Here is a 25,549-nt window from a genome sequence, read left to right as displayed (position 1 = left end):
TGAACAATCCGTGTATTCTAACGGATCAAGAGGAACAAGGAAGGATGAAGTGTGAAGGAACGATATAAGATCGATGACGTTAGATTTTTGATTTGAGAAGTGGCGGAGTAGTGAAAAAGCTACGAAGTTCCAGACTGTAACATCGCAACAAAATATTGGGTTCCCGCATCTATCTCCACTAACATGGGCGTGCGTCTCCCGCCTGCAGCGTTTTACGCTAACGCGTGACCTACCAATTCAATGGTGCTTCGCCCGATTGTTCCCGGGACTTCGTCCATGGCTAAGATATTTAGCACCTTCGGTGCATCGGATCGAGCTCCGCAGCTTTTTTTGACGGCTTCGCCTCTCAACCTTGTCCTTGACCTTGACCTAAACCTGGGCGCGCGTCTCCCGACGCGTGACCTTACCTCGAACTTAATCTCAAAAATGAATCACTTCTCCAAACAGGCGCATGGCGTATTGATCGGTTGTGAGCGAAAGATAGGTCAGCACTGAATCGATGTATGACTCTCTGGAATTCAAGTCAAATGTGGCGAAAATGTTAGTGCTGTCCGATTTGTCAGCAGACGCGTATTTCCTTATCCAGTCGCCGAATGAATCCCGTAATTCAGGATAATGCTCACATTTATTATCAATGTTTGTTGCAGTAAATTCTCCATCATACAATTCCAGCATGAAATCGAAAAGCGTTGTAAGAATCAGCTCTACGTAGCGATTGTATCGTTTAATGCGTGGGTGGCTGTAAATATACTGATAATTGAAATCCTTGATATTTCGCATTAAACTAAATGTGGCTGAATCCAGCATTAGTCCGTCCTGAACGGTACTGTTCTCGCATAGGTCAATGATAAAATTGTGCATCAGCGAGGTTGTGAAAACGCTTTCAGTAACCGACGTGTACTTGTTGCGAATAATCGTATTGAGCTCTTTCACCTGCTCTTTGCTCAATATGTCAAGTCGCAGCGCATCTTCGATGTCGCGTCCCAAATAAGCAATTTTGTCGGCTATTTTCACAACACATCCTTCCCAGGTATAAGGCGCATACTCATTCGGATAGCGGATAGAATTCAGGTCAATCGCTTCCATTCTAGGTTTCAAACCGTTCTGGTCAACTTCGCCGCAATGCGAAATTATGCCATCGCGAACAGCATAGGTCAGATTCAGCAGTTGCACATTGCCTTCAAGGTCCGGCAGACTTTCGATGCAATCGACCACCCGAAGACTATTTCTTTCGTGCCAGAAAGTGTGATTGAGATATTGTTTTGAAAGCTTCGAAATGATTTTCTCTCCTTCATGACCGAAAGGTGCATGACCGAGATCGTGACCCAGCGCTATGGCTGTGGCAAGTTCCGGATTCAGGCCCAACTCGTCGCAAATAGTTCTTGATACAGATTCTACATGATGAACATGTTCAATTCGGGTGCAAATATGATCGTTCATAGTTGCATAAAAAACCTGCGTCTTATGTTTGAGTCTGCGAAATGCATTGCAATGCAAAATCCGATTGTAGTCGCGCGAAAATTCGGACCGGATGTCTTCGCTCTTTTTATAAATGACCTGCTGCCGTGAAACGGATTGCTCGTATTTCGCGTGGCCTGGCTGTATAGCTTCTGATGAAAAACGTTTCATGGGTATGATACTTATAGCAAATGTACATTTTTTTGTCCACTGATTACACGGATTTCACTGTTTCACAACCCTCAGCAAATCTTTGGATTTTGAACGGATGAAATGGCTTCAGCCTGCGACTGAAGTCATTTCCACGGACGGTTACGCACACTAATCCGGTCAATGATTATTACGCAGTAATAATTGTTGACAACAGTGTAATCGGGAATGGGTCGCTGAGGAATTTGAATTTATTCCGTGCAATCCGTGTAATCCGTGGACCATGTATTAGAATTCATTTGTGGTGAAAGTCTATTCAGAATATGCAACAATTTCTCAATCTGCCATTATGAACTTGAAGAAATCCAGGGTAACACGGTTAATGATGAATTTCTGATGTTCAGGTTTTTTTATCCGCATGATTAATATCAATTTTGAGTCATGATTTCCTTGTCGGGCAGGCCGGATTCTGTTGTAATTTTGAATAATTCTAAATAACAAAAAAACAACAGTCATGAAAAAGCTTGAAATATTGCCCGAATTTCGTCTTGATTTCCCGTATACCCTCCCCGTTCTGGATTTTGAATACGCTTCACTGGAGCCACATATCGATGCCCGGACCATGGAAATACATCACACGAAGCACCACCAGGCCTATGTTGATAATCTGAACAAAGCGCTGGGCGATGATGCGCTGATCAGTAAACCACTGCTTAATTTATTTGACAAAACTGAAAAACTGGCACCGGCCGTACGCAACAACGGAGGCGGTCATTACAATCATTCATTATTCTGGAAATTGCTAAAAAACAATAAAGGCGAAAAGCCTTCGGGTGACCTACTGAATCACATAGTGCGCACATTTGGAAGCTATGATGAATTCCGCGACGAATTCGCCAAAGCAGCAATATCGCGTTTCGGTAGCGGCTGGGCGTGGCTTTCGCTCGATGAAGAAAACAAACTTTTCATCAGTTCAACCCCGAACCAGGATAATCCGCTCATGAGCATTGCCGAGAAGCGCGGCTATCCGGTGCTGGGACTCGATGTGTGGGAACACGCATACTACCTGCATTACCAGAACCGCAGGGCCGACTACATCAAAGCATTTTGGGATGTAGTGAACTGGGCAGAAGTAGAAAAGAGATATCAGACAATCATTAAATAATTGAGCTATGAGAATTTTAGTTAGCATTTTCGCATTGATGATTTTTGCAGGACTGAATGCTCAGACGCATGTATTCAAGCCCCTGCCCTACGCCTACGATGCGCTGGAGCCCTACATTGATGCAAAGACAATGGAGATACATTATTCGAAACATCATCAAGGTTACTACGATAAATTCATGGCAGCAATAAAAGGCAACAGCACGCTGGAATCGCTTTCGCTGCCTGAGATAATGGCACGCATGAATGAGTTTCCGGCAGCGGTGCGCAACAACGGTGGCGGCTACTGGAACCATGAATTCTTCTGGGAATCGATGACACCCGGAGGCAGTACAATCCCGGACGGCGCCCTCAAAAACCGCATCATCACACAATTCGGGAGTATGGAAAAATTTCTTGAGGAATTTAAAAATGCCGGGCTGTCGGTATTTGGCAGTGGATGGGTTTGGCTGATTCAGGAAAAAGGCACGTTGAAAATTGTCACAACCCCAATTCAGGACAACCCGCTGATGAATGTTCCTGTAGGCACCGTGAATCCGCTGCTGGCGATCGATGTGTGGGAACATGCCTATTATCTGAAACACCAGAATAAAAGAGCTGCGTATATTGACGACTTCATTAAAGTGATTGACTGGAATGCATTGAGCAAGCGGTTTGATGAGTAGTTGTGACGCAACATGTAGTTTTATTTTGAAAAGAAATCCGGTTCGCCGGATTTTTTTTATATTTACAAAAAAAGTTATGGACGAAATAATTAATTGGGTTTTTCTCCGGAGTTTTGTCTGGCCGCATGAATACTACACTTTGCAGGCATTTCTTGAATCAAACGGAATTAATATAAACATGCGCGACGAAGTCACCATTATGGTTGACCCGCTTCTTTCCAATGCCATTGGAGGAATAAAAATGTTTGTAGATGAACAGGATTTTGTGCGCGCATCGGAATTGCTGGCCGAGTTTGATAAAAACAGAGATGAAAGTGACCAGGATAACCCAAAGGAAGATTAGTATTTTTCAATCATTAAATTCTATTTTTGAATCATGGAAGAAGGCATTTCAAAAGCAGCACGGCTCATTCGTGAGTCGCAGAAACCTGCAGTATTTACAGGCGCCGGTATATCAGCTGAAAGCGGGATTCCAACTTTTCGAGGCGAAAACGGCGTGTGGAAAAAATATGACCCTGAAGTTCTTGAGCTTGATTATTTCTATCGCTATCCGGAAGAATCCTGGAAAGTGATCAAAGAAATTTTTTACAATTTCATGCATGAGGCAAAGCCCAATGCTGCACACCATGCGCTCGCAGCTATTGAAAAGTTGAAGAATAAAATAACAATCATAACTCAGAATATCGATCATTTTCATCAACAGGCAGGAAACACCGATGTCGTAGAATTTCATGGAACAACCGCATTTTTACTTTGTGAGAAATGTCAGAAAAAATATCAGGCCGACAAAAAAATGCTTGAACGGATTCCGCCACATTGCCCTGAGTGCAAATCTGTTCTTAAACCGGATTTTGTTTTCTTTGGCGAAGGCATACCCCCCGAAGCTTATGCACGATCTTTTCAGATTGCTGCATCGTGCGATTTGATGATTGTTGTAGGCACTTCGGGAGAAGTGATGCCGGCCAACATGATTCCACAGGAAGCCCGCAGGCACGGAGCATATATTGTTGAAATCAATCCCGAAAAAAAAGTGTTTGCCTTCGAACCCCGCGATGTTTACATCAAAGGGAAAGCTGGAGAAGTTCTTCCCAAAATCGTGAAAGCGCTAGAAGGCAATTCCTTCTAGTTTGTATAAGTCGTTTTCCTAAGGTGACTTACAAAACAAGCACAATTAACAATTTAAATCAAATAGGATGGTGTATATTTGCTGTATAAAAATTCAGCGACATCAAATCTCAATCGAAATATAGTCACTCAATGACAACCGGAAAACTGCGACCAGTGCTGCTTTCAATAATTTTGTTGCTTTGCGTTTATCCGAGCCAAGCGCAGTTTTTTCTTGAAAAAGTTGCAACATCATTTTATACCGATTATATCATTACCGATACAGCCGGCATGAAAATATCGCTGCCCCACGAAGTGCAAAAATGCTTGTTCACGCCTCGATTTGTTTCACTTTGCGACAACAATTATCTTTACTACAGCGATGCTGACACCGTTTTCGAATACGACATTGCTCACCGCTCAAAACGGGAAATTCTGACTGTAAAAAATGGACCAAACACATTATGCGGAATTGCATGGTCGCCCGATTCAAGCCAGGCGCTCGTCCTTAGCTTAAAACCTGTCGAAGGCGCTGATATTCCATTGGTGAATACGCTCCACCTGATAACAATTGATGGGTCACTGCCACCAAAAAAAATATCCTGTCCTGTGAATTATTTTCTGGCCAAGGAAGTGGAGTCATTTCCCGGAAGGGATTTTTATTTCAGTGACAATAATACGGTTGTTTATAAAACCCATCTGGAAAGCTACACCAGCCCCGGGAAAATGGTGACCGTGAACATCAGTGATTTTCGGTATTAAATTGGACACTATAAGATTGCCTAAAGAATAAGCTGAAAACCGGTTCACGGGATTTTTACCCGGCGCACACTCCGAAAAAAAACGGGAACACTCAATAATCAAAGAAAATCGTCTACTTTAGCATTGTCTGAAAATGGGCATAGATCCATTTCTGTTTTTCAGTGAAATTAATCTAAGCAATTACCCAATAAACCTGAGTAGCAATAATAAAAAAAGTATGAGAAATAGAAGCCGCGGTTTAAGAATTCTTTCTTTATTACTTATAATTGTTTGTGTTGCATTAAGGTTTTTAATGAATAGATTTGATCCAAATATATGGAATGTTATAGGAGCATTTTTAATATTGATTATTTTGTATTTGGATTTTTACGTTTTAAAAAACAAATAGCGTCTTTTAAGTTAGTCTGCTGCTTTAACTTCTGTAATTTCATAATATCCAGTCAACCCTCAATCCATCAGTAATTGAAATAATGCAGCTGAATAGATATTGTATATTTTGGATTGATTATTTCTGTCATAACTAAAAACCGGATATTTGAAATGTGTAATCAATGCGTTGAGTTTCTTTATTGAATTTATTCACTTGGCTAAATATTCCACTACAAAGCACCTCTTCAAAAACAATATTCCATCGTCCGCAAACGACGAAGGAGTTGAAGGATATGGAATCGTTGTTTTTGAAAAAGTTACGACGATTCCATATCCGACTGACGGCGGACGATGGAATATCGTAACAATTACGGATTTTTAGAAATTGGCAGCCCCAACAGCCGCCGTATCACAACACTTGCGAGAAAAGTTCCGAAAGCATTGGGCATATACGAAATGGTGCCAATGGTGGATTTGATGGCTTTTTCGCTGTCATCCGGAATAACAGTGTTTTCAATTTGTTTTTCAGGCGAGAAAACTACGTCAAAGCCGCTCCGAATGCCGAGTTTGTGAAGTCGTTTGCGCACATAGAATCCGAGCGTGCAATTGTACGACTCAGAAATATCACATATTTTTATCAGCTCCGGAGCAAGCTTACTTCCGCTCCCAAGGCTAGATACAAGTGGATAACCCTGCTGCATGGTGTGGTAGATAAAAAATACTTTCGGTGCTAAAGTATCGATGGCATCCACTACAAAATCAAATTTGTTTTCAAGTAATTTTGGAATGGCTTCGTCGCGGATGAATTCATCAATCACATGAATTTGCAGCTCCGGATTGATGTCAAGCATCCGGTTTTTCCATACCTCAGCTTTGCTTTGTCCTTCATTGCTGGTCAGCGCAATCAACTGCCTGTTACGGTTCGATTTGTGAATGGTGTCGGCATCAACCACTGTTATCTCGCCAATACCAGCACGAACCAGCATTTCGGTCACCATGCCGCCAACGCCACCCAGACCGGCAATAAGCACATGCGAGTTCTTCAGCTTTTCAATAGCCGCAGCACCAAGAAGCAGTTCAGTCCTTTCGTTCCAGCTCATATCCGAATATTCTGATTACGTTGTTTTCAATAATTTTTGCAAGCTGCTCCACCGATTCATTTCTGATGGCAGCCAGTTCTGCATATACTTGCTCAATCTGAGCTTCCGAATCATCCGTTTCACATAGCAATCTGCCTTCCGGCATTGAGAGCCAGATTTCAGGCTTTTTCAAACCTCGCGGTCCACATGAAAAGTAAATATTGAATTGACTAAATTGTTTAATCAATTCTTCGTTTCCTGTGAATCCATGCCAGATATACACCAGCTCCGGAAAGTCTTTTAGGACATGAAATAGCTCATTCGTGCTTTGCACAACATGCAATACAACAGGTTTGGAATATTTCCCGGCCAGCTCCAGATGCGCGCGGAAGAGTATTTTCTGCTCATCAAATGATATTGCAGATTTTACCGCATCCAGTCCGCATTCGCCAATGGCTACGCAAAACGGAGCGTTGACATACTCATTCAAATCCGCTATTGATGCGTCTTTTGCAAACCATGGATGAATGCCGACAGAAAAAAATGATTCCGGAACGGCTTGCCCCGGAATCAAATTCAGTATGCCTGTCACCGATGGAGACTTCGATTCATTGTGTGTATGGATGTCGTAGTAGTGCATCGGGATGCTATATTAACTCAGCTAAAATCATCAAGCTCGTTGTTGGTTCTTCGACGGAGTTTGCCCTGCTGTAGACTCTTCGACTCCGCTCAGAGTGACAGAAGCAGGGTTCAGTGTGAAAGCAGGCGGGGCTCAGAATGACAACGAGCTTGAAGGAGATAGGTTTAAAAATATCCTCAGTTTTTCTTGTAAAAATTCACCAGACCTTTATTGGCGAAGATGTTCATCAGCTTTTCGGGCAGTGGGTTAAAGGTAAAGACTTTTTCGCCAACCGTCAGTTTTCCGGCAGTGAAATCGAGTTCAACTTTATCACCGGCTTTGTACGCATCTACTGCTTCGGGCAACACGATAATCGGAAGACCCTGATTGATGGACGAGCGGTAGAAAATGCGGTTGACCGATTTGCAGATCACGGCTTTCACATCGGCAAAAGCGAGACCTACAGCCGGGTGTTCGCGCGAGCTACCACAACCGAAATTGGCGCCAGCCATAAGAAGCTGCCCTGCTCCGACTTTTTCTGCAAAAGCTTCATCGAATCCTTTAAAAAGATACGGCATTATCTTGTCGCCTTCGCTGCTCTTGATGTTGTAGGTCAGATTTCCGGCAAACATCTGGTCGGTGTTCAGGTTGTTCACATCGGTATAGTTCCAGACATTGCTCAATAAGCGGTTTTCGCCTTCAGGAATGGATACGGTTGGACTCTGCTCGATGCTGTACGGAAATTTGTCGCTGCCCTGAATTCCGCGCGGATCCGTAATTTTCCCGGCCAGTGCCGAAGCAGCTACTGTAGCGGGAGAAGCCAGATAAATATTGGCGTTTTTGTTTCCCATACGGCCAAGGAAATTGCGGTTGGCAGTTGAAATAACATTGTAGCCATCGGCAGGAATACCTTGTCCGGTTCCCAGGCAAGGACCGCAGGAAGGAGTAAGAATGTTGGCGCCGGCGGCCATGAAAATTTCAATCAGACCTTCTTTCAAAGCTTGTGAATAAATCTCAAGCGAAGCCGGAATAATCAGTAATTGGAAAAATTCGGGAACTTTATTGCCTTTGAGGATGGAAGCGGCTTCGCGCAAATCTTCGATGCGTCCGTTGGTGCAGGTTCCAATCACTGCCTGATGAAGCTCAGTGCCCTGAACTTCGCTCACAGCCTTCACGTTATCGACATTATGCGGAGCGGAAACTACCGGGAATATAGTTGCGAGATCGATGTTTATTTCGCGAATATATTTGGCATCAGCATCGGCCCAAAGGCCTTCGAATTTCTGTCCAAAATATTTTTCAAGCACTTCGTCAGATGGGAAAACGGCATTTTTTGCGCCCATTTCCGACGCCAGATTGGCCAACACCATGCGGTCGGCAACGCTGAGTGTTTTCACTCCTTCGCCATGGTATTCAATTGACATGTAATCGGCACCAGCACTGCCAATCATACCAATAATCCATAGTGCGAGATCTTTTGCATAGACGCCTTTGTTCAGTTTTCCGTTCAACGTGATTTTCACTGAATCTGGTACGCGGAACCAGGTTTCACCAGCTTTCCAGAGGCCTGCAGTTTCAGTACGGTCGATTCCGGCAGCAAAAGCATTGAAAGCTCCGGCAGTGCAACTGTGACTGTCGCTTCCAACCACGATCATCTTCGGGCGGGCATGCAGCGCCATAAGCTGATGGCAAATTCCTTTTCCGACATCATGAAATTTTTTGATTCCCTGTTCTTTCACAATATTGCGAATGGTCTGATAATCATTGGCCAGGCCCGCTGTAGTAGGTGGTGCATTGTGGTCAAGCACGATGAGAAGCTGGTCGGGATAAGCAACCTTTTCACCGTTCATTTTTTTAAAAGTGCCAGCAATACTGGCGGTGTTGTCGTGAGACAGCACAATATCAGGTTTCGCAAAAACGATGCTCCCCGCAGGGGCATTGAAAATCTTTTCGGCAAATGTCTTTCCGGACATGATTGTATATTTTGGTTAATAAATGTGATGCAAATATCTGACTTTTTAGGATATGGCAAGGGTTGAAATTAATTTCTTGAAGAGAAATTAAAAATAATCGATATCGCATAAAAATTCTGTCATTTTGAATCGTGACCCGATTTAAAATATTCGCAATACTAAAAGTCAATTTTATCGAATAGCATTTCTTAAATAACAAAATTCCAAAGCTTATTAACATCTAGTATTTGATTTTCTTACCCTCAGGGATTATCTTTGCTTTAAATCGTTTTATCTATATGAAAATACTTTTTATCGCATTTATCTACATATTTGTTACGACGCAGATTTGTCATTCTCAACAGACTCAGCTTCGTTGCGAAGTTGTTGTTTCCAATGAACAGGGGCGCATGCTGAAAGCCCAAAACAATGGGAATCAAAGCATTACTTTTCGCATCTCTTATGTGACAGAAGGGAAAAACCAAAATGGCGCTGTTGTTAGTAGCGTTAAAGAGCATTCGGAATACATTGAGCTCAGGGCCAACGAAATCAGGCAAATTCTGACGGCGCCTAAAGATCCGCAAAACAAAATCACCTATACGTTCAGAAATGTAGTCATTACTGAATGTACGACAACAAAACCTCCGATAAATTCAAGAGGAATCAATACAAGGATGAACGGCGGCAGCTGAATTGTTTTAATAATCGCTAAAAAATCTGTTGTATACCAGCGATAGCAGGACAACCTCTCTGCGTCGCAGAACGCGACCTGAGTGCGTTGGCCTCAGAAAAATCCACAACGCAGAGAGCTCGCTCCGCGAGGCACTCAGGTTGTGGAACCCGATTCTTGCAAACTATTGACTGATAAACATTGATGTGCGAAAAATAAAAAATTAAAACAACGTTCATTTTCAATTTCTACCTTTGCGCAAAATTTCTAAGCCCCCTTTGTCATGGTTTGTTTCAGAAAGTCGCACCAATTAAAATATTTCAGGACAATTCCTCTTTTATTTTCAATCTGTTTTTTCTTTTTCTCAAATGCCACTTGCTACGGTCAGGTTGATTCAATCCTGGTAAAACAAGACACCATTCAAAAAATAGATCTTGATTCGGTCATAGTCAGCGCGCAGTTTGCACCAACGGTCCAGTCTGAATTGCTGCGGGTGGTACATGTCATCCGTGCCGAAGAAATACAATTGGCTCCGGTAAGTGATCTGGGAGCTCTGCTGGAATATGTGCGGGGTGTTGATATCCGCCAGCGCGGCATTACAGGCGCACAATCCGACATCAGCATGCGCGGCGGCACCTTCGATCAGGTGCTTGTATTGCTTAACGGAATAAACATCAGCGATCCGCAGACCGGTCATCACAATATGGATATCCCAGTCGATATTACGGCCATTGAACGCATCGAAGTTTTGCAGGGCTCCGGAGCCCGCATTTTTGGCCCGAATGCTTTTGCCGGCGCCATAAATATTATTACATCGTCGCCCGAAAAAGCAGTTCCATCGCTGTCATTGCGCGGTGGATTGTATGGCACGGCAGAACTGGCTACCAATCTGCCTTTCAGGACAAAAAAAGTTTATCATGTTCTCTCATTAAGCGGTAACACCACCGATGGCTATACCGACAATACCGATTTTATGAAAGCCAATGCGTTTTACCGCATGAATGCCAAGATAGGTAAAATCAAAACCGATGTGCAGGCTGGCTATATTTTGAAAGAATTTGGTGCCAACAGTTTTTACACGCCAAAATTCCCCAATCAGTTTGAAGCGACCTCGACCATTTTTGCTTCAGCCGGCCTTTCCGATCTCAACAATCAATCATGGAAAACCTCTGTTTACTGGCGCCGGCACTACGACCGCTTTGAATTATTCCGCAACGATCCGCCCGCATGGTATAAAAATCATAATTATCATTTATCGGATGTTGCAGGAGCCAGCGTGGAAAAAACATTCTCGTGGAAAAAACACAAAACATCGCTGGGTGCCGATTTCCGCATGGAGCATATTTTCAGCAATGTACTTGGGACAACCATGAATTCTCCCATTGCTGTTGCCGGAACAGATAGCGCATTCTACACAAAATCAGCACAGAGAAACGGTTTCAGCATCATGGCTGAACACAGCTATACAGCAAAAAAATTCAGTGTTTCAGGTGGAGCACTTCTTTACCTAAGCCATCAGCTTGAAAATGATATCAGCGTGTATCCCGGAATTGATCTGGGATATCAGATAATAAAACCGCTTCGGATTTTTGCGACAGCTAACCGCAGTTTGCGACTTCCGAATTTTACCAATCTGTATTATTCATCGCCGACCAACATCGGAAATCCGCTCCTGAAGCCAGAAGAAGCAATCAGTATTGAAGGCGGTTTAAAATGGGATCATAAAAACATATTGGCCGAAGTAGCTGGATTTCAGCGCTACGGCATCAATATGATCGATTGGGTCCGCCACGATACAGCCACTGTCTGGGAATGTAAAAATCTGACCGCAGTGAATGTAAGCGGCATAGAAGCTGGTATTTCGGTGTTGCCTGATTTTTTCAGAAAGAAATTTTTTATTCAGCGCTTCAGCGTGAACTACACTTTTTTGGTGAGCGATAAATCAAGCGAAGGATTTGTTTCTCAATATGTGCTCGATTATATGAAGCACAAGCTGGATATCAGAGCTGTTCACAGAATCACTGACAATGCCGGCCTTACGTGGCAGCTGGGCTGGCAGGACCGCGCAGGCGGCTACACGCCTTTTTCCGAAGGAGTCTATCTGGCCGAAGCACCTTATAAGCCAGTCTGGCTGGCCGATGCAGGTGTGTTTTATCAGTGGAAGCAACTGCGCTTCACGGTGAATGCAACAAATCTCTTCAACACCAAAATTATCGATCACGCCAATGTTTCACAGCCCGGATTTATGCTGATGGGAGGGATTAGCTGGAAATATGAGAGAAGAAAGACAAAATGATGTGAAGATGTGCGCCTGCGGCGATATGACGCTTCGCGTGCGTGTGAATAAGAAAGACGTTTGAGATACGAAATATGATGTGAAAATTTGAAAACGCATTAATAAAAACGGGTCAGCCTTCAACCTCTCTGCGTCGCGAAGCGACCTGTCACGATAGCTATCGTGAGCGTTGAAGAAGCTCAATCTTTTTGTCACTTCCGAGAGCTAAATGCTGATTCCTTACAACTGATAGTTATAAAAAACAATTCTGAAAACTTTTTATATTTGCAAAAAAAGCCAGCCTATGAAAAAAATTCTTCTCTTAATCGCCTTAACCCTGACTTTTTCATTTGTATTCACCGCCTGCGAAGAAGATTCTGATGATCAGACTACCGATTATGCTATCGGCTCTTCATCGTGGGGGAAACTCACGCTGACTTTGGCTGAAACCGGAGGTCCGACCAACGAATGGTATTTTTCAACCACCAGCAGCAGCGGAATGGCCGCGCTCACGGGCGTTGACGATTTTTCGTATAGCTATTCGAAAAAGGGAACCAATGAGTCCGAAATCACCTTTCAGATGGGTGGATCGGACAAATACGTATTGACCTGGACCAGCGCCTCCACCGGAACTTTCCAGGAATCGTTCAACGGAACTGCAGGAAATCCAGGATCATTCACAGTTGCACTAGACTGATCGAAGCGGCCGGGATAGCGTTTTACATGAAGCAAGAATTCAAAAAAGCCGCACGAATGCGGCTTTTATAATTTGTAAAATACAAATCCTACGAATACATCTTTTCCTGCAGCGCCATTACATTTTTATCCTCGAGGTATTCATCGTACGACATAAGTTTGTCAATGATGCCTCTGGGGGTGAGCTCAATAATTCGGTTAGCCACCGTTTGCGTGAATTCATGGTCGCGCGAGCTGAACAAAGCCACATGCTTCCAATCCTTCAATGCATTGTTGAATGCGGTGATGGTTTCCATATCGAGGTGGTTGGTGGGCTCATCAAGAATGAGACAATTGGCATTGGTGAGCATCATGCGCGAAACCATGCAGCGCACTTTTTCGCCTCCCGACAACACCGAAGTTTTCTTCAGATATTCTTCGCCTGAGAACAACATTTTTCCAAGAAATCCGCGGATATATGAATCATCGTCTTCCACCGTCGAATACTGTTGCAGCCATTCCATCAGCGTCATTGGCTTTTTGAAATACGAAGCATTTTCGTTCGGTAAATACGATTTGGTAATGGTGCTTCCCCACTGAACCACGCCTTTATCCGGCGTTTCCAGTTCCATCAAAATATTAAAAAAGGCAGAGACCGCGTTATGATTGCGCGATAAAACAGCTACCTTGTCATCGCGGTTCAATGTAAACGTTACATTTGAAAACATCATCAAACCTTCGTTTGAATATTTTGCAAGATTCTCGACATGCAAAATCTGATCGCCACAATCGCGGTCGGGTTTGAAAATGATTCCCGGATAACGACGGGTACTGGGTTTGATTTCGTCGATGGTAAGCTTTTCCAACAGTTTCTTGCGACTGGTTGCCTGACGCGATTTTGAAGCGTTGGCGCTGAAGCGACTCACGAAATCCTGCAACTCTTTCCGTCGGTCTTCGGTCTTCTTGTTCTGATCGGCCCGCTGGCGTAAAGCAAGCTGACTCGACTCGTACCAAAAAGTATAGTTGCCGGTATATAAAGTGATTTTCCCAAAATCGATATCAGCCACATGCGTACACACTGCATCGAGAAAATGCCTGTCGTGCGACACGACAATGACTGTATTCTGAAAATTAATTAAAAACTCCTCAAGCCAGCTGATGCTGGTGACATCAAGGTCGTTGGTGGGCTCATCCAGCAACAGAATATCAGGATTTCCAAACAGTGCATTGGCAAGCAGCACCCTTACTTTTTCCTTACCCGAAATATCCGACATCAGTTTCTCGTGCGCTTCTTCTTTCACGCCCAAGCCGCTCAATAAAATAGCTGCATCGCTTTCGGCATTCCAGCCCTCCATTTCGGCAAATTTGTTTTCGAGTTCTGCAGCTTTAATGCCATCGGCATCGCTGAAATCGGGCTTGGCATAAATTGCATTTTTTTGCTGCAATACTTCCCAAAGTTTTTTATTACCCATAATAACGGTATCGAGAACCGTAAAGCTGTCGAATTCATGATGATCCTGTTTCAGGACGCTTATTCGCTCACCCGGTGTGATTGAAATCTGTCCGGTCGGCGCATCAATATCACCTGAAAGGATTTTTAAAAAAGTGGATTTACCTGCGCCATTAGCGCCAATAATGCCATAGCAGTTACCGGGCGAAAACTTTACACATACCTCGTCGAACAAAACACGTTTTCCATAGCGAATGGAAATATTTGAAGCTGAAATCATTGCGGAATTTTATAAAAAGATGCAAAGCTACGGTTTTTTAGAGCAGCAACGCGCCTTCGCTGATAAAATAACATTTCCACTACCTGAGTGCCTCGCGAAGCGAGCTCTCTGCGTTGTGGAAATATTCTGGACCAATGCTCCTTTTGGCAACAATAGCGCAGTACCGACAATCATTGGATGCAATCCGTGCTAAGTTTGCTTTTTGTTTATGGCTTTGTACGCTGTGCTCTGTGCTTCGCCCGACATTTTAGCGTCAGCATGATAGGGTTAACACCAAAGCATTGCTGACCTGGAATCGTCGGGCAGTTAGTGTCTTGGGCACCCAACAGCTTGTCCGCCCGCTGGCGGAATTCCGTGTCCGCTCCCTTGCACAATTCACTGTCGCGCGGACGCCAAAATGTTGGGTGCGGGTTTGCTCTGGGCATTGCGCCCTATGCCGCATTCATCAACGCCACCTTTATGAACCTGATGACTTAATAAACTTTCAACTCAAGTAGAGTTGTGCCTTATGCCCTGAGCTCTGAGCATTGCACGTTGAACCATTGACCGCATGCTCTATGCTTTTGCAATCACTTTCTCCACCTGCGCCATGATCTCGGCTTCCAGCTTCAATGCATCATCGTGCACTTTCTGTGCTTTGGCTATTATGTCTGCAGCCCAGGCTTTATCTTCGATTCCGCCGGCGTTGATTTTTACATTCAGGAATGCACCACGTACGCCTGCTGTAGCTGCGAGTGCGCCTACCCCTGCATCGGAAACTGAATTCGGATTACCGATTTCAGCCATGGCTTTACATACGGGCAGTACCTCCGCTGCTTTCTGCATAGTCTTGAACGGAACTTCTGTTGCATATTGTGTTGCGGCCTGCATAGCGGCTTTGCGTGCTGTCTTTTCTTCGGGAGTGCCTTTGGGTAATCCAAGCGCATCCATAATTCTATTGAAAGAGCGGGTGTCTTCGTCAACCAGATGCAACAGTTCGTCTTTGAGTTTCTGTCCGGCTTCGGCGTATTTGCTGAATTCTTCCCAGCGCTCATCCCATCCGGCTTTATGCGAACTCAGGTTGGCTACCATCGTGCCAAGTGCTGCGCCAAGAACGGCCATGTAAGCCGCAATGGAGCCTCCGCCAGGTGCAGGTGATTCACTTGCAGTTTCATCGGCAAAACCGACACAAGTCATATCCACCAGCTTCTTTTCATTCGATTCGGCCTCGAGCATATACTCGATGATTTTTTCCTGCGGATTGAAAGGTTTCAGGTCGTCGAGGCCCATGCTTTTGACAGCAATTTTAACGAGTTCGCTTTCTGAAATACCCAGCGAACGCTGTTGTTTAGCCAGATAATGTTTGCCGGCATCAACAAGAACTTTCTTCGGGACGAGTCCAACAATTTCGCTTCCACATACGCGCACGCCGCGATCGGCAGCCTTGCGGCAAACTTCATCAAAAGCTACATGAACCGGTGTTGTTGAAATATTGGTAATGTTCATACTTACCTGCGCAATGCCGTATTCATCGATGAACCAGCCGATGGCTTTGGTGGCTTTGAGTGTGCCTGGAACCATAACATCTTTACCGTTTTCGTCTTTCACAACTTTGCCGGTAACCGAATTTCCTTCGCGCATCGGACGCCCTTTTTCGCGCACATCGAATGCGATGGCGTTGGCACGACGCGTGCTGGTGGTATTCAGATTATAATTGATGGCAACCAGGAAATCACGTGCACCAACAGCTGTTGCTCCGCTTCTGGAATTAAATTCGGCAGGACCAAAATCCGGTTTCCATTCAGGTTTTACAATTTTCTCCTTCAGACCTTCATATTCGCCGGAGCGGCAATAAGCCAGATTGCGACGTTCTTTGGTGAAGGCTGCATCTTCGTAGCAATACACAGGAATATTCAGTTCTTCTCCAATGCGTTTTCCAAGTTTGCGCGCATATTCAGCGACTTCTTCCATGGTAATGTTTGCAACCGGTACCAGGGGACAGACATCGGTCGCACCAAAGCGAGGATGCGCGCCAGAATGCTTCGACATGTCGATAAGCGATGCCGCTTTTTTGATTGCCTGAAAAGCCGCTTCAATCACTTCGTCGGGCGTACCGACCAACGTGACCACAGTGCGGTTTGTGGCTGCACCTGGGTCTACATCAAGCAGACGGACACCTTCGCATGATTCAATAACATCGGTGATTTGTTTTATGACCGAAAGATCGCGGCCTTCGCTGAAATTGGGAACACACTCAATAATCTGTTTCATTTCGGGAAATTTATTGTTTAGTATTTGGACGGGTCGAAAACTTCACCATTGAGGATGACCCGGTCGATTTTATTGAAACCGTAGTAATATGGCATAAATGCCAGCGACGGAATTTCTTTTGTAATGATGATATTGGCAATTTTGCCCGGGCAGATTGATCCGAAGTCGTTCTGAATTTCCATGGCAAAGGCCCCATTGATGGTAACCGCATGCAACGCCTCCTCCGGCAACATTCGGCCGTAAATGCAGGCAAGCGACATAATAAACTGCATGTTGCCACTTGGGCTTGAGCCGGGATTAAAATCGGATGCAAGCGTCACAGGCAAGCCTGAATCAATCATCTGACGCATCGGAGCATAAGGAATCCGCAGAAAAAATGAGGCGCCCGGAAGTGCAACCGGCATAGTATTGCTGGCCAGCAATGCATCGATTTCTGGATTTTCAATACGTTCCAGATGGTCTACGGAAACTGCATTGTGAGCAATTCCCAGCTGTACGCCGCCGGAATTGGCCATTTCGTTGGCATGCATTTTTGGTTTAAGACCAAATACAGCAGCCGCTTTCAGAATGGTTTCTGTTTCTTCGATGGTGAAAAATCCTTCATCACAGAAAACATCGACATAATCGGCCAGATTTTCTGAAGCAACCTGAGGTAGCATCACATCAATAATCTGACGAATATAGGCTTGGCGATCATCGCGAAAATGCTTTGGTATGGCATGAGCGCCCAGAAAGGTGCTCTTTATTGGAATGTGGAAATGCGCTTTAAGTCGTTTAATAACGCGCAGGATTTTTATTTCGCTGTCCGGTGTAAGTCCGTAGCCGCTTTTCATTTCAAGCGCCGTGGTGCCATGCGAAATCACTTCAATCACCCGTTTTCTGGCTGCTTCGAACAATTCGTCCTCACTTGTTCTGCCAAGTCTTTCAGCACTATTCAGTATTCCTCCGCCGCGCTGCGCTATTTCCTCATACGTGAGTCCGTTTATTTTATCGACAAACTCCGATTCGCGTGATCCTGCAAAAACTATATGGGTATGCGAATCGCAAAAGCCTGGCAAAATGAAACCACCTGCTGCATCTATTTCTTCATCAATTGAGAATTTTTTTCGAAGATCAGGAACATCCTTCATGTTGCCAAAAGAATGAATTCTGTTGCTGTCCATAAGTAAATATGCGTCCTCAACAATATTCAGTTGCTTCATGTTACTGCCACCAACAGGTTTCTGCGAAGGGGCACTTTCGACAACTGTAACTGCAGCGGCATTGATAATCAGTTTCATTGTTTACGGCTCTGGGTGTTATTTTTTTGCGAAAGTAATTATTTTTTACCCTTGGCTGCAACAATTTTCAATTATTTTTGTCCTTATATGACATTTCACTCATTAACCCCCTCAAGTCGATGAAAAATTTACGTTTCTTTTCCATTTCGGTTCTTATTTTCAGTTTAAATATTCAGTCGTTTAGTCAGTCTGTAACTGAGAAAACAGCCAGAAGTGCAGCTTACAGCATTCTAACTACCAAAAATGCAATAGTTTCTGCAACGCCGGCAGATCTCATACCGGTAGCTGTTCCCGGCATTACAAGCGCATCTCCGGAGGTTTATATTTTTAATAATCCATTGGGCGGTTTTGCCATAATCTCAGGTGATAAATCAGCAACTCCTGTTATTGGTTATAGTACAAGTGGCTCTGTGCCTGCGGGTTCATGGAATTCAAATTTCGCATGGTGGATGCAGAATGCAATTGATCAGATTCAGTTCTATCGTCAGAATGCAACAAAATCGACCAGCGATATTGACCTTGAATGGGATTATCTTCTAAACGGCAATACAACACAAAATCCATTTCATTCAACCAAGGCAGTTCTTCCGTTTTTGCGCTCAATTTGGGGACAAGCTGGTGTTTACAACGACCAGTGTCCGGTAGATGCCAATGGTGAAGCGCTTGTGGGCTGCGTTGCCACTGCCATGTCACAGATTATTTTTTACTATCAGTATCCGCAAACTGGTTTTGGAACACATTCTTACAATGCCTATGGATATGGAACACAAAGTGTAAATTACGGCGCCTCAACCTACAATTATGCTGAAATGTCCGGTGATCCGGGTTTCCCAATGCCTGAGGTAGCTGAATTATCCTATCATTGCGGAGTAGCTGTTGAAATGGGTTATGGCTTCGATGGATCGGGTGCTTATTCATGGGATGTTCCTGAAGCTCTGACGACCCATTTTCGCTACGCCAGCGCTGAATACAGAAATAGATCAAGCTATACTTCAACCTCCTGGGCCACAATGATGCGAAGCAATCTCGATTTGTACCGCCCTGTTTATTACTCCGGATCCGGCGCTGATGGCGGTCATGCTTTTGTGATGGACGGGTATGAAGGGACAAATTTCTTTCATTTCGACTGGGGTTGGGATGGCGCTGCCAACGGAAATTACTATTTAACCGCACTCAATCCGTCAGGCATGGACTTCAACGACGACCATCAAGTTGTAGAAAGCATTTATCCGCCGACAGCTTCGTATCCTTATGGATGCACCGGCACAAAAACGCTGACCTCTACTTTCGGATTAATTGAAGATGGGAGTGGTCCAACTGCAGACTATGAGGCCAACGGCAACTGCTCCTGGCTCATCAGTCCCGGCCCGCAATGCGATTATTTTCGAATCACTTTCGAAGAATTGGATCTGGCCACCGGTGATTCAGTTAAGATTTATGCCGGTTCTGATGCAGCAGCACCACTTGCAGGCGCATTTTCCGGCAATACGGTTCCAGCCTATTTCAATGCAAACAGCAGCGAGGTGTTTGTTCAGTTTACTACGGATGCGTCGAACGAAAGCAAGGGATTTCTGTTCAATTATGTTGGACATATCCCCATGAGTTGTCTTGGAATTGTTACCCTCACCAATCCGACTGATACGTTTGATGATGGCTCAGGTAGCAATACCTATGGCAATGGCAGCTTTTGCCGCTGGAATATTCAGCCTGTTGGGGCAAGTTCAATCACAGTTCACTTTCTGAATTTCGACATGGGTGATGATTACGACTATGTAAAGGTTGTTGATGCTGTTACATCAACGGTTCTTGGCGAATTCAACAAAGGCGATAACCCAACCACCGTGACTTCTTCCAGTTCAAAAATTCAGGTAATATTTCAGTCCAATTCCTCTATGGTAGCTGAAGGATTTGAGATTTTCTATACAATCACAACTGATATTGAAGAACAACCAGATGGATATTCAATGCTGATCTTCCCGAATCCTGCCAGTGATATGCTCAATATCGTACCAGGCAGCAATGCCGAAGGAGCCTCCATTGTAATCTATGACTTTAGTGGCCGTTGCATCTTCAGTCAACCATCAGATGGCAGCACTCTTATGATTCCGATCGATAATCTGGCTGCCGGCTTGTACTCCGTAGGCCTGATTTCCGACAAAGGCAATGTCTGGCAAAAGGTGGTAATTGAGTAAATCTGATTATCTTTACATACCAATTTCATTCGAATGAACAAAGTATTGACATTTGCTCTGTTTTTGCTGTGGACTCTTTCATTGGCCGCAGCGCCAATTTCACCCGAACAGGCACGTGCCGCAGCATTTAATTTCCTGAAACATTACAAATTGGTTGCAGAAAAAACAAAGTTGGAATCCTGCAGCTTTGGACAAAAAAACCAGACCCCGGAATTTTACATCTTTAATTTCAACAACAGCGGCTTTATTATCATTGCCGGTGATGATGCAGTTACTCCCGTGCTCGGATATTCTGACGAATCAGTTTTCACCGGCGAAAACATGCCGGCGTCATTTGCTGCAATGCTAAACAGCTTTTCGCATCAAATTGGCTATGTCCGCGAGCACTCAATTCCTGCAAGTAATTCTATTTCTACGCAATGGGGAAATATTCTTTCAGATAATATTTCAAGTGAAAAAGGTTATTCAGTAAACCAATTACTAACCTGTCTTTGGGATCAGGGTGCTCCTTACAACGCGCTTTGTCCTTACGATCCGGCAGGTCCGGGCAACCGGGTTTACGCTGGATGTGTGGCAACAGCGATGGCAATGACCATGTATTATTACCGCTATCCAGTTCAGCCAACCGGATATCATAGCTATTATTCTGATTATGGTCAGCTCAGTGTTGATTTTACTCAGAGCAATTACAACTACGAACAGATGCCTTACAGCCTTACATCTGCCAATTACGACGCCGCCAAAATTCAGTACGACTGCGGTGTTGCGGTGGATATGATGTACAGCCCGAACGGATCTGGCGCATATATGGACGATGCGCTGAATGCCATGAAAGATCATTTTGGATATAATCCTGCTGCAACGCTGGATTATAAAGACAGTTATTCCGAAACAGACTGGAAAAATCTGCTGAAAGCTCAGCTCGATGCCGGACACCCCCTGCCCTATGCAGGATATGATGTGAGCTCCGGACATGCTTTTGTCTGTGACGGATACAGCGACGACATGTTTCATTTCAACTGGGGCTGGAGCGGTTCATACAACGGCTTTTTCTATATCGACAATCTAAATCCGGGTTATAATTTTTCAACCGGACAGCAGGCATTTATTAATTGCTTTCCGGCTGCAGTCACCTACCCTTCGGCCTGTGGAAATTATCAGATGTCCACACGCAGCGGAAGTCTTGAAGTGGGCCATGGAGTGTCGGGTTATGCCAATAATCAAAATTGTTCATGGCTTATTCAGCCTGCCGACAGCGTTGAATACATAACGGTCGAATTCCGGTATTTAAGAACTGAGCAAGTAAACGATGTTGTAACTATTTATCAGGGAACCGATGCCGCTGCGCCTGTTTTTGGAACTTACAGCGGAATATCCGGCACTTTCTCCGTTCAGGTTCCTGGCAATCGTGTGTTTATTACCTTTCAATCAAACGGTGCAATTACGGATGGCGGATTTCATGCCGACTATTACGCCTATACGCCTCCATTTTGCAGCATTCTCGATGTCCGCAGCGATTCATCAGGAACTGTAAACGACGGCAGTCACAGCTATCCTTATAATGACAATTCTGTATGCCGGTGGAGAATTGAACCTCAAAATGCTGGCGGGATAATGATTGACTTTACTGAATTCAGTCTTGAGCAAAGCAGCGACGTGCTGTATTTTTATCAATACCCTTCCTATATTCTGGTTGATTCATTGTCAGGAAACACTATACCCCAATCATTCTTTATCAATTCGCCTAAAGCAATGGTAGTCTTTAAAACCAATGAAGCCACTACTGAGACTGGTTTTACGTTTAATTATCACGGGGTGACCACTGGACTTGATGAATACCGTAATGCATCGATGTATTTGTCGGTTGAAAATAATTTTCCTGTACTGAACATCAGCCATTTTCCTGAAGGATTGTACGCTATTGAATTAACTGACATTACCGGGCGCACCTTGTATGCCAGTCAGAGTGAGCTTTCCGGAACAAGTGACCGTGTTGAAATTCCTTTTATTTCTGAAAATGCAGGTCTTTATCTGATAACAATAAAAGGAAATGATCTGAGCCGTACGCTGAAATATTTCGCGCGATAATTGAAAATCATCAGAAGAAGTTTTAATATCCCGGCCTCCGAGCCGTAATCTCGTCTTATTCAACAGACTTTCTTCTGGTTATTTTCGCCATCGGTACTTCGACTGAGTATGCCTCGCTTTTCGTGCATCGACAGAGTTTACGCTGCTGTCTATCCTTCGTTCCGATTGCTGGTGGAGACGCTGCCAATGACACACTCGCTTATACCATTAACATTCAAACAAATGAGCAAAGCCGATATTCCATCATTCGGAGAGAATCGTAGAATATGGAATCGTCGGTGTTGCTGCAAACATAGCGATTCCATATCCTCTGCCTTCTTCGTCGCCATCGGACGATGGAATATTATGTTTGCCAAAATGAACCCTATTTCAAAATAAAACTTGTATCTTTGCAGCGTTCACAACAGGGGTGCTCCTTCGCAGGGGCTGAGAACAAACCCTTATAACCTGATCCGGGTAATGCCGGCGAAGGGAGGTTTATTCAATATTTTAAATGGTTTTCCACCCCTTTGCCATTTGTAATTTTAAAAACGTTACAAAATGAAAAAGGTAGTTGTTTTTTTATTTTCTTTCGCAATGCTGTTCGCTGCGCACAGTCAAAAATTGACAATCAGCGGAACAGTCTTTGACAAAAGCTCTGGCAAGACTTTGCCGGGTGCCAATGTTGTAATTTCCGGAACACTAAACGGAACGTTCACTTCCAACGACGGGACCTTCGCAATTTCGACGCGTTCTGCTTTTCCACTCACTATTATTGTATCCTATGTTGGATATGATACCGACAGCATCTCACTGAACGCATCGCCTGAATCAACGCTGAAAATTTCGTTGTCGCCATCGGCTGTTATCAGCGACGAAATTGTAATTCGTGCAATCCGGATCTGTGATCAGGATGCCGTAACCTGCACCAATCTCAGTCCTATTGGGATTGAACAAATCAACACCGGCACCGATATGCCAGTCATGCTCGACGCGATGCCATCCGTCACCACATCAAGCGATGCTGGCGGTGGCATAGGTTATACCGCTTTTCGTCTGCGCGGAACCGATCAAAGCCGCATCAATGTTACCATTAACGGGGTTCCTTACAATGATCCTGAATCGCACAATGTTTATTGGGTTGATATTCCCGACATCGCCTCATCAAGCGAAAGTATTCAGGTGCAGCGCGGTGTTGGTACGTCGACAAATGGCTCTTCCTCATTCGGAGGATCCATAAATATTTCAACGCACAGCTACAAGCCGGATCCATTTGCTACGCTGAATTTCAAGGCCGGATCATTCGGAACTTATGGTTCAACTGCATTATTCGGAACCGGACTTTTAAATGGTCAGTGGACCATAGACGGCCGCGCATCAGTGATGCACAGTGATGGCTATATTGACAGAGCTTCGGCTGATATCCAGTCGCTGCAAACCAATGTGGCCTGGTACGGCGATAAAACGCTGGTGCGCCTGATGCTCATGCATGGAAAAGAAAAAACCTATCAGGCCTGGGAAGGTGTCCCGAAAGATTCGCTCGAAACCAACAGAACGTATAATCCATATTCGTATGAAAATGAAATTGATCTTTACAACCAAAATCATGTTCATTTGGTAGTTTCAAACCAGCATTCGCTGAATTGGAGCTCGAGTGCAACAGCATTTTTGATCACCGGCAATGGCTATTATGAGCAATACAAAAATGGAGAATCGTTTTCGGATTATCTCCTGCCCGACTTCATTCTTGGCTCTGATACCATTACTGAAACCAATCTGATTCGTCGTAAAATGATGGATAATTATTTTTATGGAGCTGTTATCTCAGCAAACTACGATAATCATAAAAAATTGCAGCTAAATTTCGGTGGAAACATCAGCCGCTACGACGGCGATCATATCGGAAACGTAATCTGGATGCAATATGCAGGCGATTCAGAAATAAATCATGAATACTACAGAAACACTGGAGTGAAGGACGATGTTTCGGGTTATGCGAAACTGAGATATGCGATGGGAAAGCATACAACAATTATTGCTGATATGCAGATCCGCAATGTTCGCTATCAGGTTGCAGGCGACGAAGATGACAAAAAAAATCTTGACATTGACGAGTCGTTCCTGTTTGCCAATCCCAAAGCAAGCATATTTCACAGCATTGGAAAACATGTGGTTTATGGCTATTTCGGTGTCGCCGGGCGTGAACCAAACCGCTACATGATGGTAGATGCTGATAGTGGAAAACTGCCGGCACATGAAATTCTTTTTGATTACGAAGCCGGTTACAAATACGCAGCCGACAAATGGAATTTCAATCTGAATCTCTATTACATGAACTATCGCGATCAGCTCGTTCAGACGGGTGAAATAAACAACATTGGTTCGCCGGTTTACGTGAACGTGCCAAAAAGTTTCCGCGCAGGCATCGAAGCCATCTGGGAATGGAAAATCAACAAGAAATTCGACTTCGCCGGAAATGCCACCTATTCAATGAATAAGATAAAAGATCTCACCGTGTTTGTTGATGACTGGGACACATGGTCGCAACAATCTGAGTTTTACAAAACAAGCGATATCAGCTTTTCACCAGCGATGATCGGCTCTGCACGCTTCGGTTATAATCCACTTAAAAATCTGCGTTTCACGCTGACCGGAAAATATGTGAGCAACCAGTATATCGACAATTCTTCGTCTAAGGAAAGAATGCTGGATGCTTATAAAGTATTTGACCTGGGAGCAGAATATGTCCTGAAGCCGAAGTTTGTCAAAGAAGTTGCATTCCGCCTGACTCTGCGCAATATTTTATCAGAAGAATACGAATCGAATGCATGGATATACCGCTACTACTACGGCGGCGAGCATTATGTGATGGACGGCTATTTCCCGCAGGCCTATATGAACTGGCTTGGAAGTGTGAGCGTGAAGTTTTAATTTGAGAAAATGATATTTAGCATAATCCGGATGAATGCTGGTTCCGGATTATGCTTTACCTTTGGTATTATTTTTCCTGACTTGTCCGCCCCTGTTGCCATGTTGAAAAATCGCTATTGAAAATCAGTTAGTTGTGACAAAAAATGATGAAATTTGT

The 25,549-nt window shown here is 44.2% G+C and carries 20 protein-coding genes and 1 other annotated feature; of the genes, 12 read left to right on the top strand and 8 right to left on the bottom strand.

Features of this window, described 5'->3' with window-relative positions; all coding sequences use genetic code 11:
- Nucleotides 1-420: 420 nt before the first annotated feature.
- Both A2W93_11055 and A2W93_11050 read right to left on the bottom strand, forming a co-directional pair.
- Complete coding sequence (locus tag A2W93_11055) at nucleotides 421-1,629, bottom strand: hypothetical protein (protein ID OFY54815.1); 1,209 nt, start codon at nucleotides 1,627-1,629, stop codon at nucleotides 421-423.
- A 315-nt stretch (nucleotides 1,630-1,944) separates the two neighbouring features.
- Nucleotides 1,945-2,124, bottom strand: a complete 180-nt coding sequence (locus A2W93_11050) for a hypothetical protein (protein ID OFY54814.1) — start codon at nucleotides 2,122-2,124, stop codon at nucleotides 1,945-1,947.
- On the opposite strand from A2W93_11050, the gene A2W93_11045 reads away from it, so the two are divergent.
- The 6 genes from A2W93_11045 (at nucleotide 2,123) to A2W93_11020 (ending at nucleotide 6,054) form a co-directional block, all read left to right on the top strand.
- The gene (locus A2W93_11045) at nucleotides 2,123-2,773 is read left to right on the top strand and encodes a superoxide dismutase (protein OFY54813.1); all 651 of its coding nucleotides are present in this window, start codon (nucleotides 2,123-2,125) and stop codon (nucleotides 2,771-2,773) included. The two genes, A2W93_11050 and A2W93_11045, sit on opposite strands and share 2 nt — an antisense overlap.
- A 37-nt stretch (nucleotides 2,774-2,810) precedes the next feature.
- Nucleotides 2,811-3,437 carry a superoxide dismutase gene (locus A2W93_11040; GenBank protein OFY54812.1) on the top strand — a complete coding sequence of 209 codons (627 nt, stop codon included), beginning with the start codon at nucleotides 2,811-2,813 and terminating at the stop codon, nucleotides 3,435-3,437.
- Nucleotides 3,438-3,462: 25 nt separating this feature from the next.
- On the top strand, nucleotides 3,463-3,780 hold the full coding sequence (locus A2W93_11035; GenBank protein OFY54811.1) for a hypothetical protein: 318 nt from the start codon (nucleotides 3,463-3,465) through the stop codon (nucleotides 3,778-3,780).
- 30 nt (nucleotides 3,781-3,810) lie between these two features.
- A complete protein-coding gene (locus tag A2W93_11030; GenBank protein OFY54810.1) occupies nucleotides 3,811-4,563 on the top strand; it encodes an RNA polymerase subunit sigma in 753 nt (250 codons plus the stop codon).
- Nucleotides 4,564-4,694: 131 nt separating this feature from the next.
- Nucleotides 4,695-5,303: a hypothetical protein gene (locus A2W93_11025; GenBank protein OFY54809.1), complete on the top strand. Its 609-nt coding sequence runs from the start codon at nucleotides 4,695-4,697 to the stop codon at nucleotides 5,301-5,303.
- A gap of 556 nt (nucleotides 5,304-5,859) precedes the next feature.
- Nucleotides 5,860-6,054, top strand: a complete 195-nt coding sequence (locus A2W93_11020; protein ID OFY54808.1) for a hypothetical protein — start codon at nucleotides 5,860-5,862, stop codon at nucleotides 6,052-6,054.
- On the opposite strand, the gene A2W93_11015 is transcribed toward A2W93_11020, so the two are convergent.
- From A2W93_11015 to A2W93_11005, 3 genes are all read right to left on the bottom strand, one after another.
- Nucleotides 6,041-6,772: a tRNA threonylcarbamoyladenosine dehydratase gene (locus tag A2W93_11015; protein ID OFY54807.1), complete on the bottom strand. Its 732-nt coding sequence runs from the start codon at nucleotides 6,770-6,772 to the stop codon at nucleotides 6,041-6,043. The genes A2W93_11020 and A2W93_11015 overlap by 14 nt on opposite strands.
- Nucleotides 6,750-7,391: a hypothetical protein gene (locus tag A2W93_11010; GenBank protein ID OFY54806.1), complete on the bottom strand. Its 642-nt coding sequence runs from the start codon at nucleotides 7,389-7,391 to the stop codon at nucleotides 6,750-6,752. The genes A2W93_11015 and A2W93_11010 overlap by 23 nt, the downstream gene beginning before the upstream one ends.
- Before the next feature lie 176 nt (nucleotides 7,392-7,567).
- Nucleotides 7,568-9,343: a hypothetical protein gene (locus A2W93_11005; protein OFY54805.1), complete on the bottom strand. Its 1,776-nt coding sequence runs from the start codon at nucleotides 9,341-9,343 to the stop codon at nucleotides 7,568-7,570.
- A 278-nt stretch (nucleotides 9,344-9,621) separates the two neighbouring features.
- Between A2W93_11005 and A2W93_11000 the strand changes: the two genes are divergently transcribed.
- The 3 genes from A2W93_11000 to A2W93_10990 all read left to right on the top strand — a co-directional run bounded on the left by A2W93_11000 (nucleotide 9,622) and on the right by A2W93_10990 (nucleotide 12,964).
- Nucleotides 9,622-10,014 carry a hypothetical protein gene (locus A2W93_11000; protein ID OFY54804.1) on the top strand — a complete coding sequence of 131 codons (393 nt, stop codon included), beginning with the start codon at nucleotides 9,622-9,624 and terminating at the stop codon, nucleotides 10,012-10,014.
- 405 nt (nucleotides 10,015-10,419) lie between these two features.
- A complete protein-coding gene (locus tag A2W93_10995; GenBank protein OFY54947.1) occupies nucleotides 10,420-12,288 on the top strand; it encodes a hypothetical protein in 1,869 nt (622 codons plus the stop codon).
- Between the two features lie 283 nt (nucleotides 12,289-12,571).
- Entirely contained in the window at nucleotides 12,572-12,964 is a 393-nt protein-coding gene (locus A2W93_10990; protein ID OFY54803.1) for a hypothetical protein, read from the top strand.
- Between the two features lie 88 nt (nucleotides 12,965-13,052).
- Here A2W93_10990 and A2W93_10985 read toward each other — a convergent pair whose 3' ends face one another.
- The 3 genes from A2W93_10985 to A2W93_10975 all read right to left on the bottom strand — a co-directional run bounded on the left by A2W93_10985 (nucleotide 13,053) and on the right by A2W93_10975 (nucleotide 18,202).
- Complete coding sequence (locus A2W93_10985) at nucleotides 13,053-14,672, bottom strand: ABC-F family ATPase (GenBank protein ID OFY54802.1); 1,620 nt, start codon at nucleotides 14,670-14,672, stop codon at nucleotides 13,053-13,055.
- Nucleotides 14,673-15,227: 555 nt separating this feature from the next.
- On the bottom strand, nucleotides 15,228-16,922 hold the full coding sequence (locus A2W93_10980) for a glutamate formimidoyltransferase (GenBank protein OFY54801.1): 1,695 nt from the start codon (nucleotides 16,920-16,922) through the stop codon (nucleotides 15,228-15,230).
- Nucleotides 16,923-16,939: 17 nt separating this feature from the next.
- Entirely contained in the window at nucleotides 16,940-18,202 is a 1,263-nt protein-coding gene (locus A2W93_10975; protein OFY54800.1) for an imidazolonepropionase, read from the bottom strand.
- 119 nt (nucleotides 18,203-18,321) lie between these two features.
- On the opposite strand from A2W93_10975, the gene A2W93_10970 reads away from it, so the two are divergent.
- The 3 genes from A2W93_10970 to A2W93_10960 all read left to right on the top strand — a co-directional run bounded on the left by A2W93_10970 (nucleotide 18,322) and on the right by A2W93_10960 (nucleotide 25,392).
- Nucleotides 18,322-20,394 (top strand): hypothetical protein, encoded by a 2,073-nt coding sequence (locus A2W93_10970; protein OFY54799.1) that lies wholly within the window; start codon nucleotides 18,322-18,324, stop codon nucleotides 20,392-20,394.
- A gap of 33 nt (nucleotides 20,395-20,427) precedes the next feature.
- Nucleotides 20,428-22,482 (top strand): hypothetical protein, encoded by a 2,055-nt coding sequence (locus tag A2W93_10965; GenBank protein OFY54798.1) that lies wholly within the window; start codon nucleotides 20,428-20,430, stop codon nucleotides 22,480-22,482.
- Between the two features lie 395 nt (nucleotides 22,483-22,877).
- Nucleotides 22,878-22,973 (top strand) — a binding site (TPP riboswitch).
- Nucleotides 22,974-23,022: 49 nt separating this feature from the next.
- Nucleotides 23,023-25,392 (top strand): hypothetical protein, encoded by a 2,370-nt coding sequence (locus tag A2W93_10960; protein ID OFY54797.1) that lies wholly within the window; start codon nucleotides 23,023-23,025, stop codon nucleotides 25,390-25,392.
- Nucleotides 25,393-25,549 lie beyond the last annotated feature (157 nt).

The organism is Bacteroidetes bacterium GWF2_43_63 (assembly GCA_001769275.1).
Taxonomy (GTDB): domain Bacteria; phylum Bacteroidota; class Bacteroidia; order Bacteroidales; family DTU049; genus GWF2-43-63.
This window is presented reverse-complemented; position numbering and strand designations above follow the sequence as displayed.

Bases quoted from the DNA above. Each gene is read 5' to 3' on its own strand.
- A2W93_11045 (OFY54813.1), top strand. From the start codon at position 2,123: ATGAAAAAGCTTGAAATATTGCCCGAATTTCGTCTTGATTTCCCGTAT.
- A2W93_10975 (OFY54800.1), bottom strand. From the start codon at position 18,202: ATGAAACTGATTATCAATGCCGCTGCAGTTACAGTTGTCGAAAGTGCC.
- A2W93_11025 (OFY54809.1), top strand. From the start codon at position 4,695: ATGACAACCGGAAAACTGCGACCAGTGCTGCTTTCAATAATTTTGTTG.
- A2W93_11040 (OFY54812.1), top strand. From the start codon at position 2,811: ATGATTTTTGCAGGACTGAATGCTCAGACGCATGTATTCAAGCCCCTG.
- A2W93_10960 (OFY54797.1), top strand. From the start codon at position 23,023: ATGAAAAAGGTAGTTGTTTTTTTATTTTCTTTCGCAATGCTGTTCGCT.
- A2W93_11005 (OFY54805.1), bottom strand. From the start codon at position 9,343: ATGTCCGGAAAGACATTTGCCGAAAAGATTTTCAATGCCCCTGCGGGG.
- A2W93_10990 (OFY54803.1), top strand. From the start codon at position 12,572: ATGAAAAAAATTCTTCTCTTAATCGCCTTAACCCTGACTTTTTCATTT.
- A2W93_11050 (OFY54814.1), bottom strand. From the start codon at position 2,124: ATGACTGTTGTTTTTTTGTTATTTAGAATTATTCAAAATTACAACAGA.
- A2W93_11015 (OFY54807.1), bottom strand. From the start codon at position 6,772: ATGAGCTGGAACGAAAGGACTGAACTGCTTCTTGGTGCTGCGGCTATT.
- A2W93_10970 (OFY54799.1), top strand. From the start codon at position 18,322: ATGAAAAATTTACGTTTCTTTTCCATTTCGGTTCTTATTTTCAGTTTA.
- A2W93_10985 (OFY54802.1), bottom strand. From the start codon at position 14,672: ATGATTTCAGCTTCAAATATTTCCATTCGCTATGGAAAACGTGTTTTG.
- A2W93_11010 (OFY54806.1), bottom strand. From the start codon at position 7,391: ATGCACTACTACGACATCCATACACACAATGAATCGAAGTCTCCATCG.
- A2W93_11055 (OFY54815.1), bottom strand. From the start codon at position 1,629: ATGAAACGTTTTTCATCAGAAGCTATACAGCCAGGCCACGCGAAATAC.
- A2W93_10980 (OFY54801.1), bottom strand. From the start codon at position 16,922: ATGAAACAGATTATTGAGTGTGTTCCCAATTTCAGCGAAGGCCGCGAT.
- A2W93_10965 (OFY54798.1), top strand. From the start codon at position 20,428: ATGAACAAAGTATTGACATTTGCTCTGTTTTTGCTGTGGACTCTTTCA.
- A2W93_11000 (OFY54804.1), top strand. From the start codon at position 9,622: ATGAAAATACTTTTTATCGCATTTATCTACATATTTGTTACGACGCAG.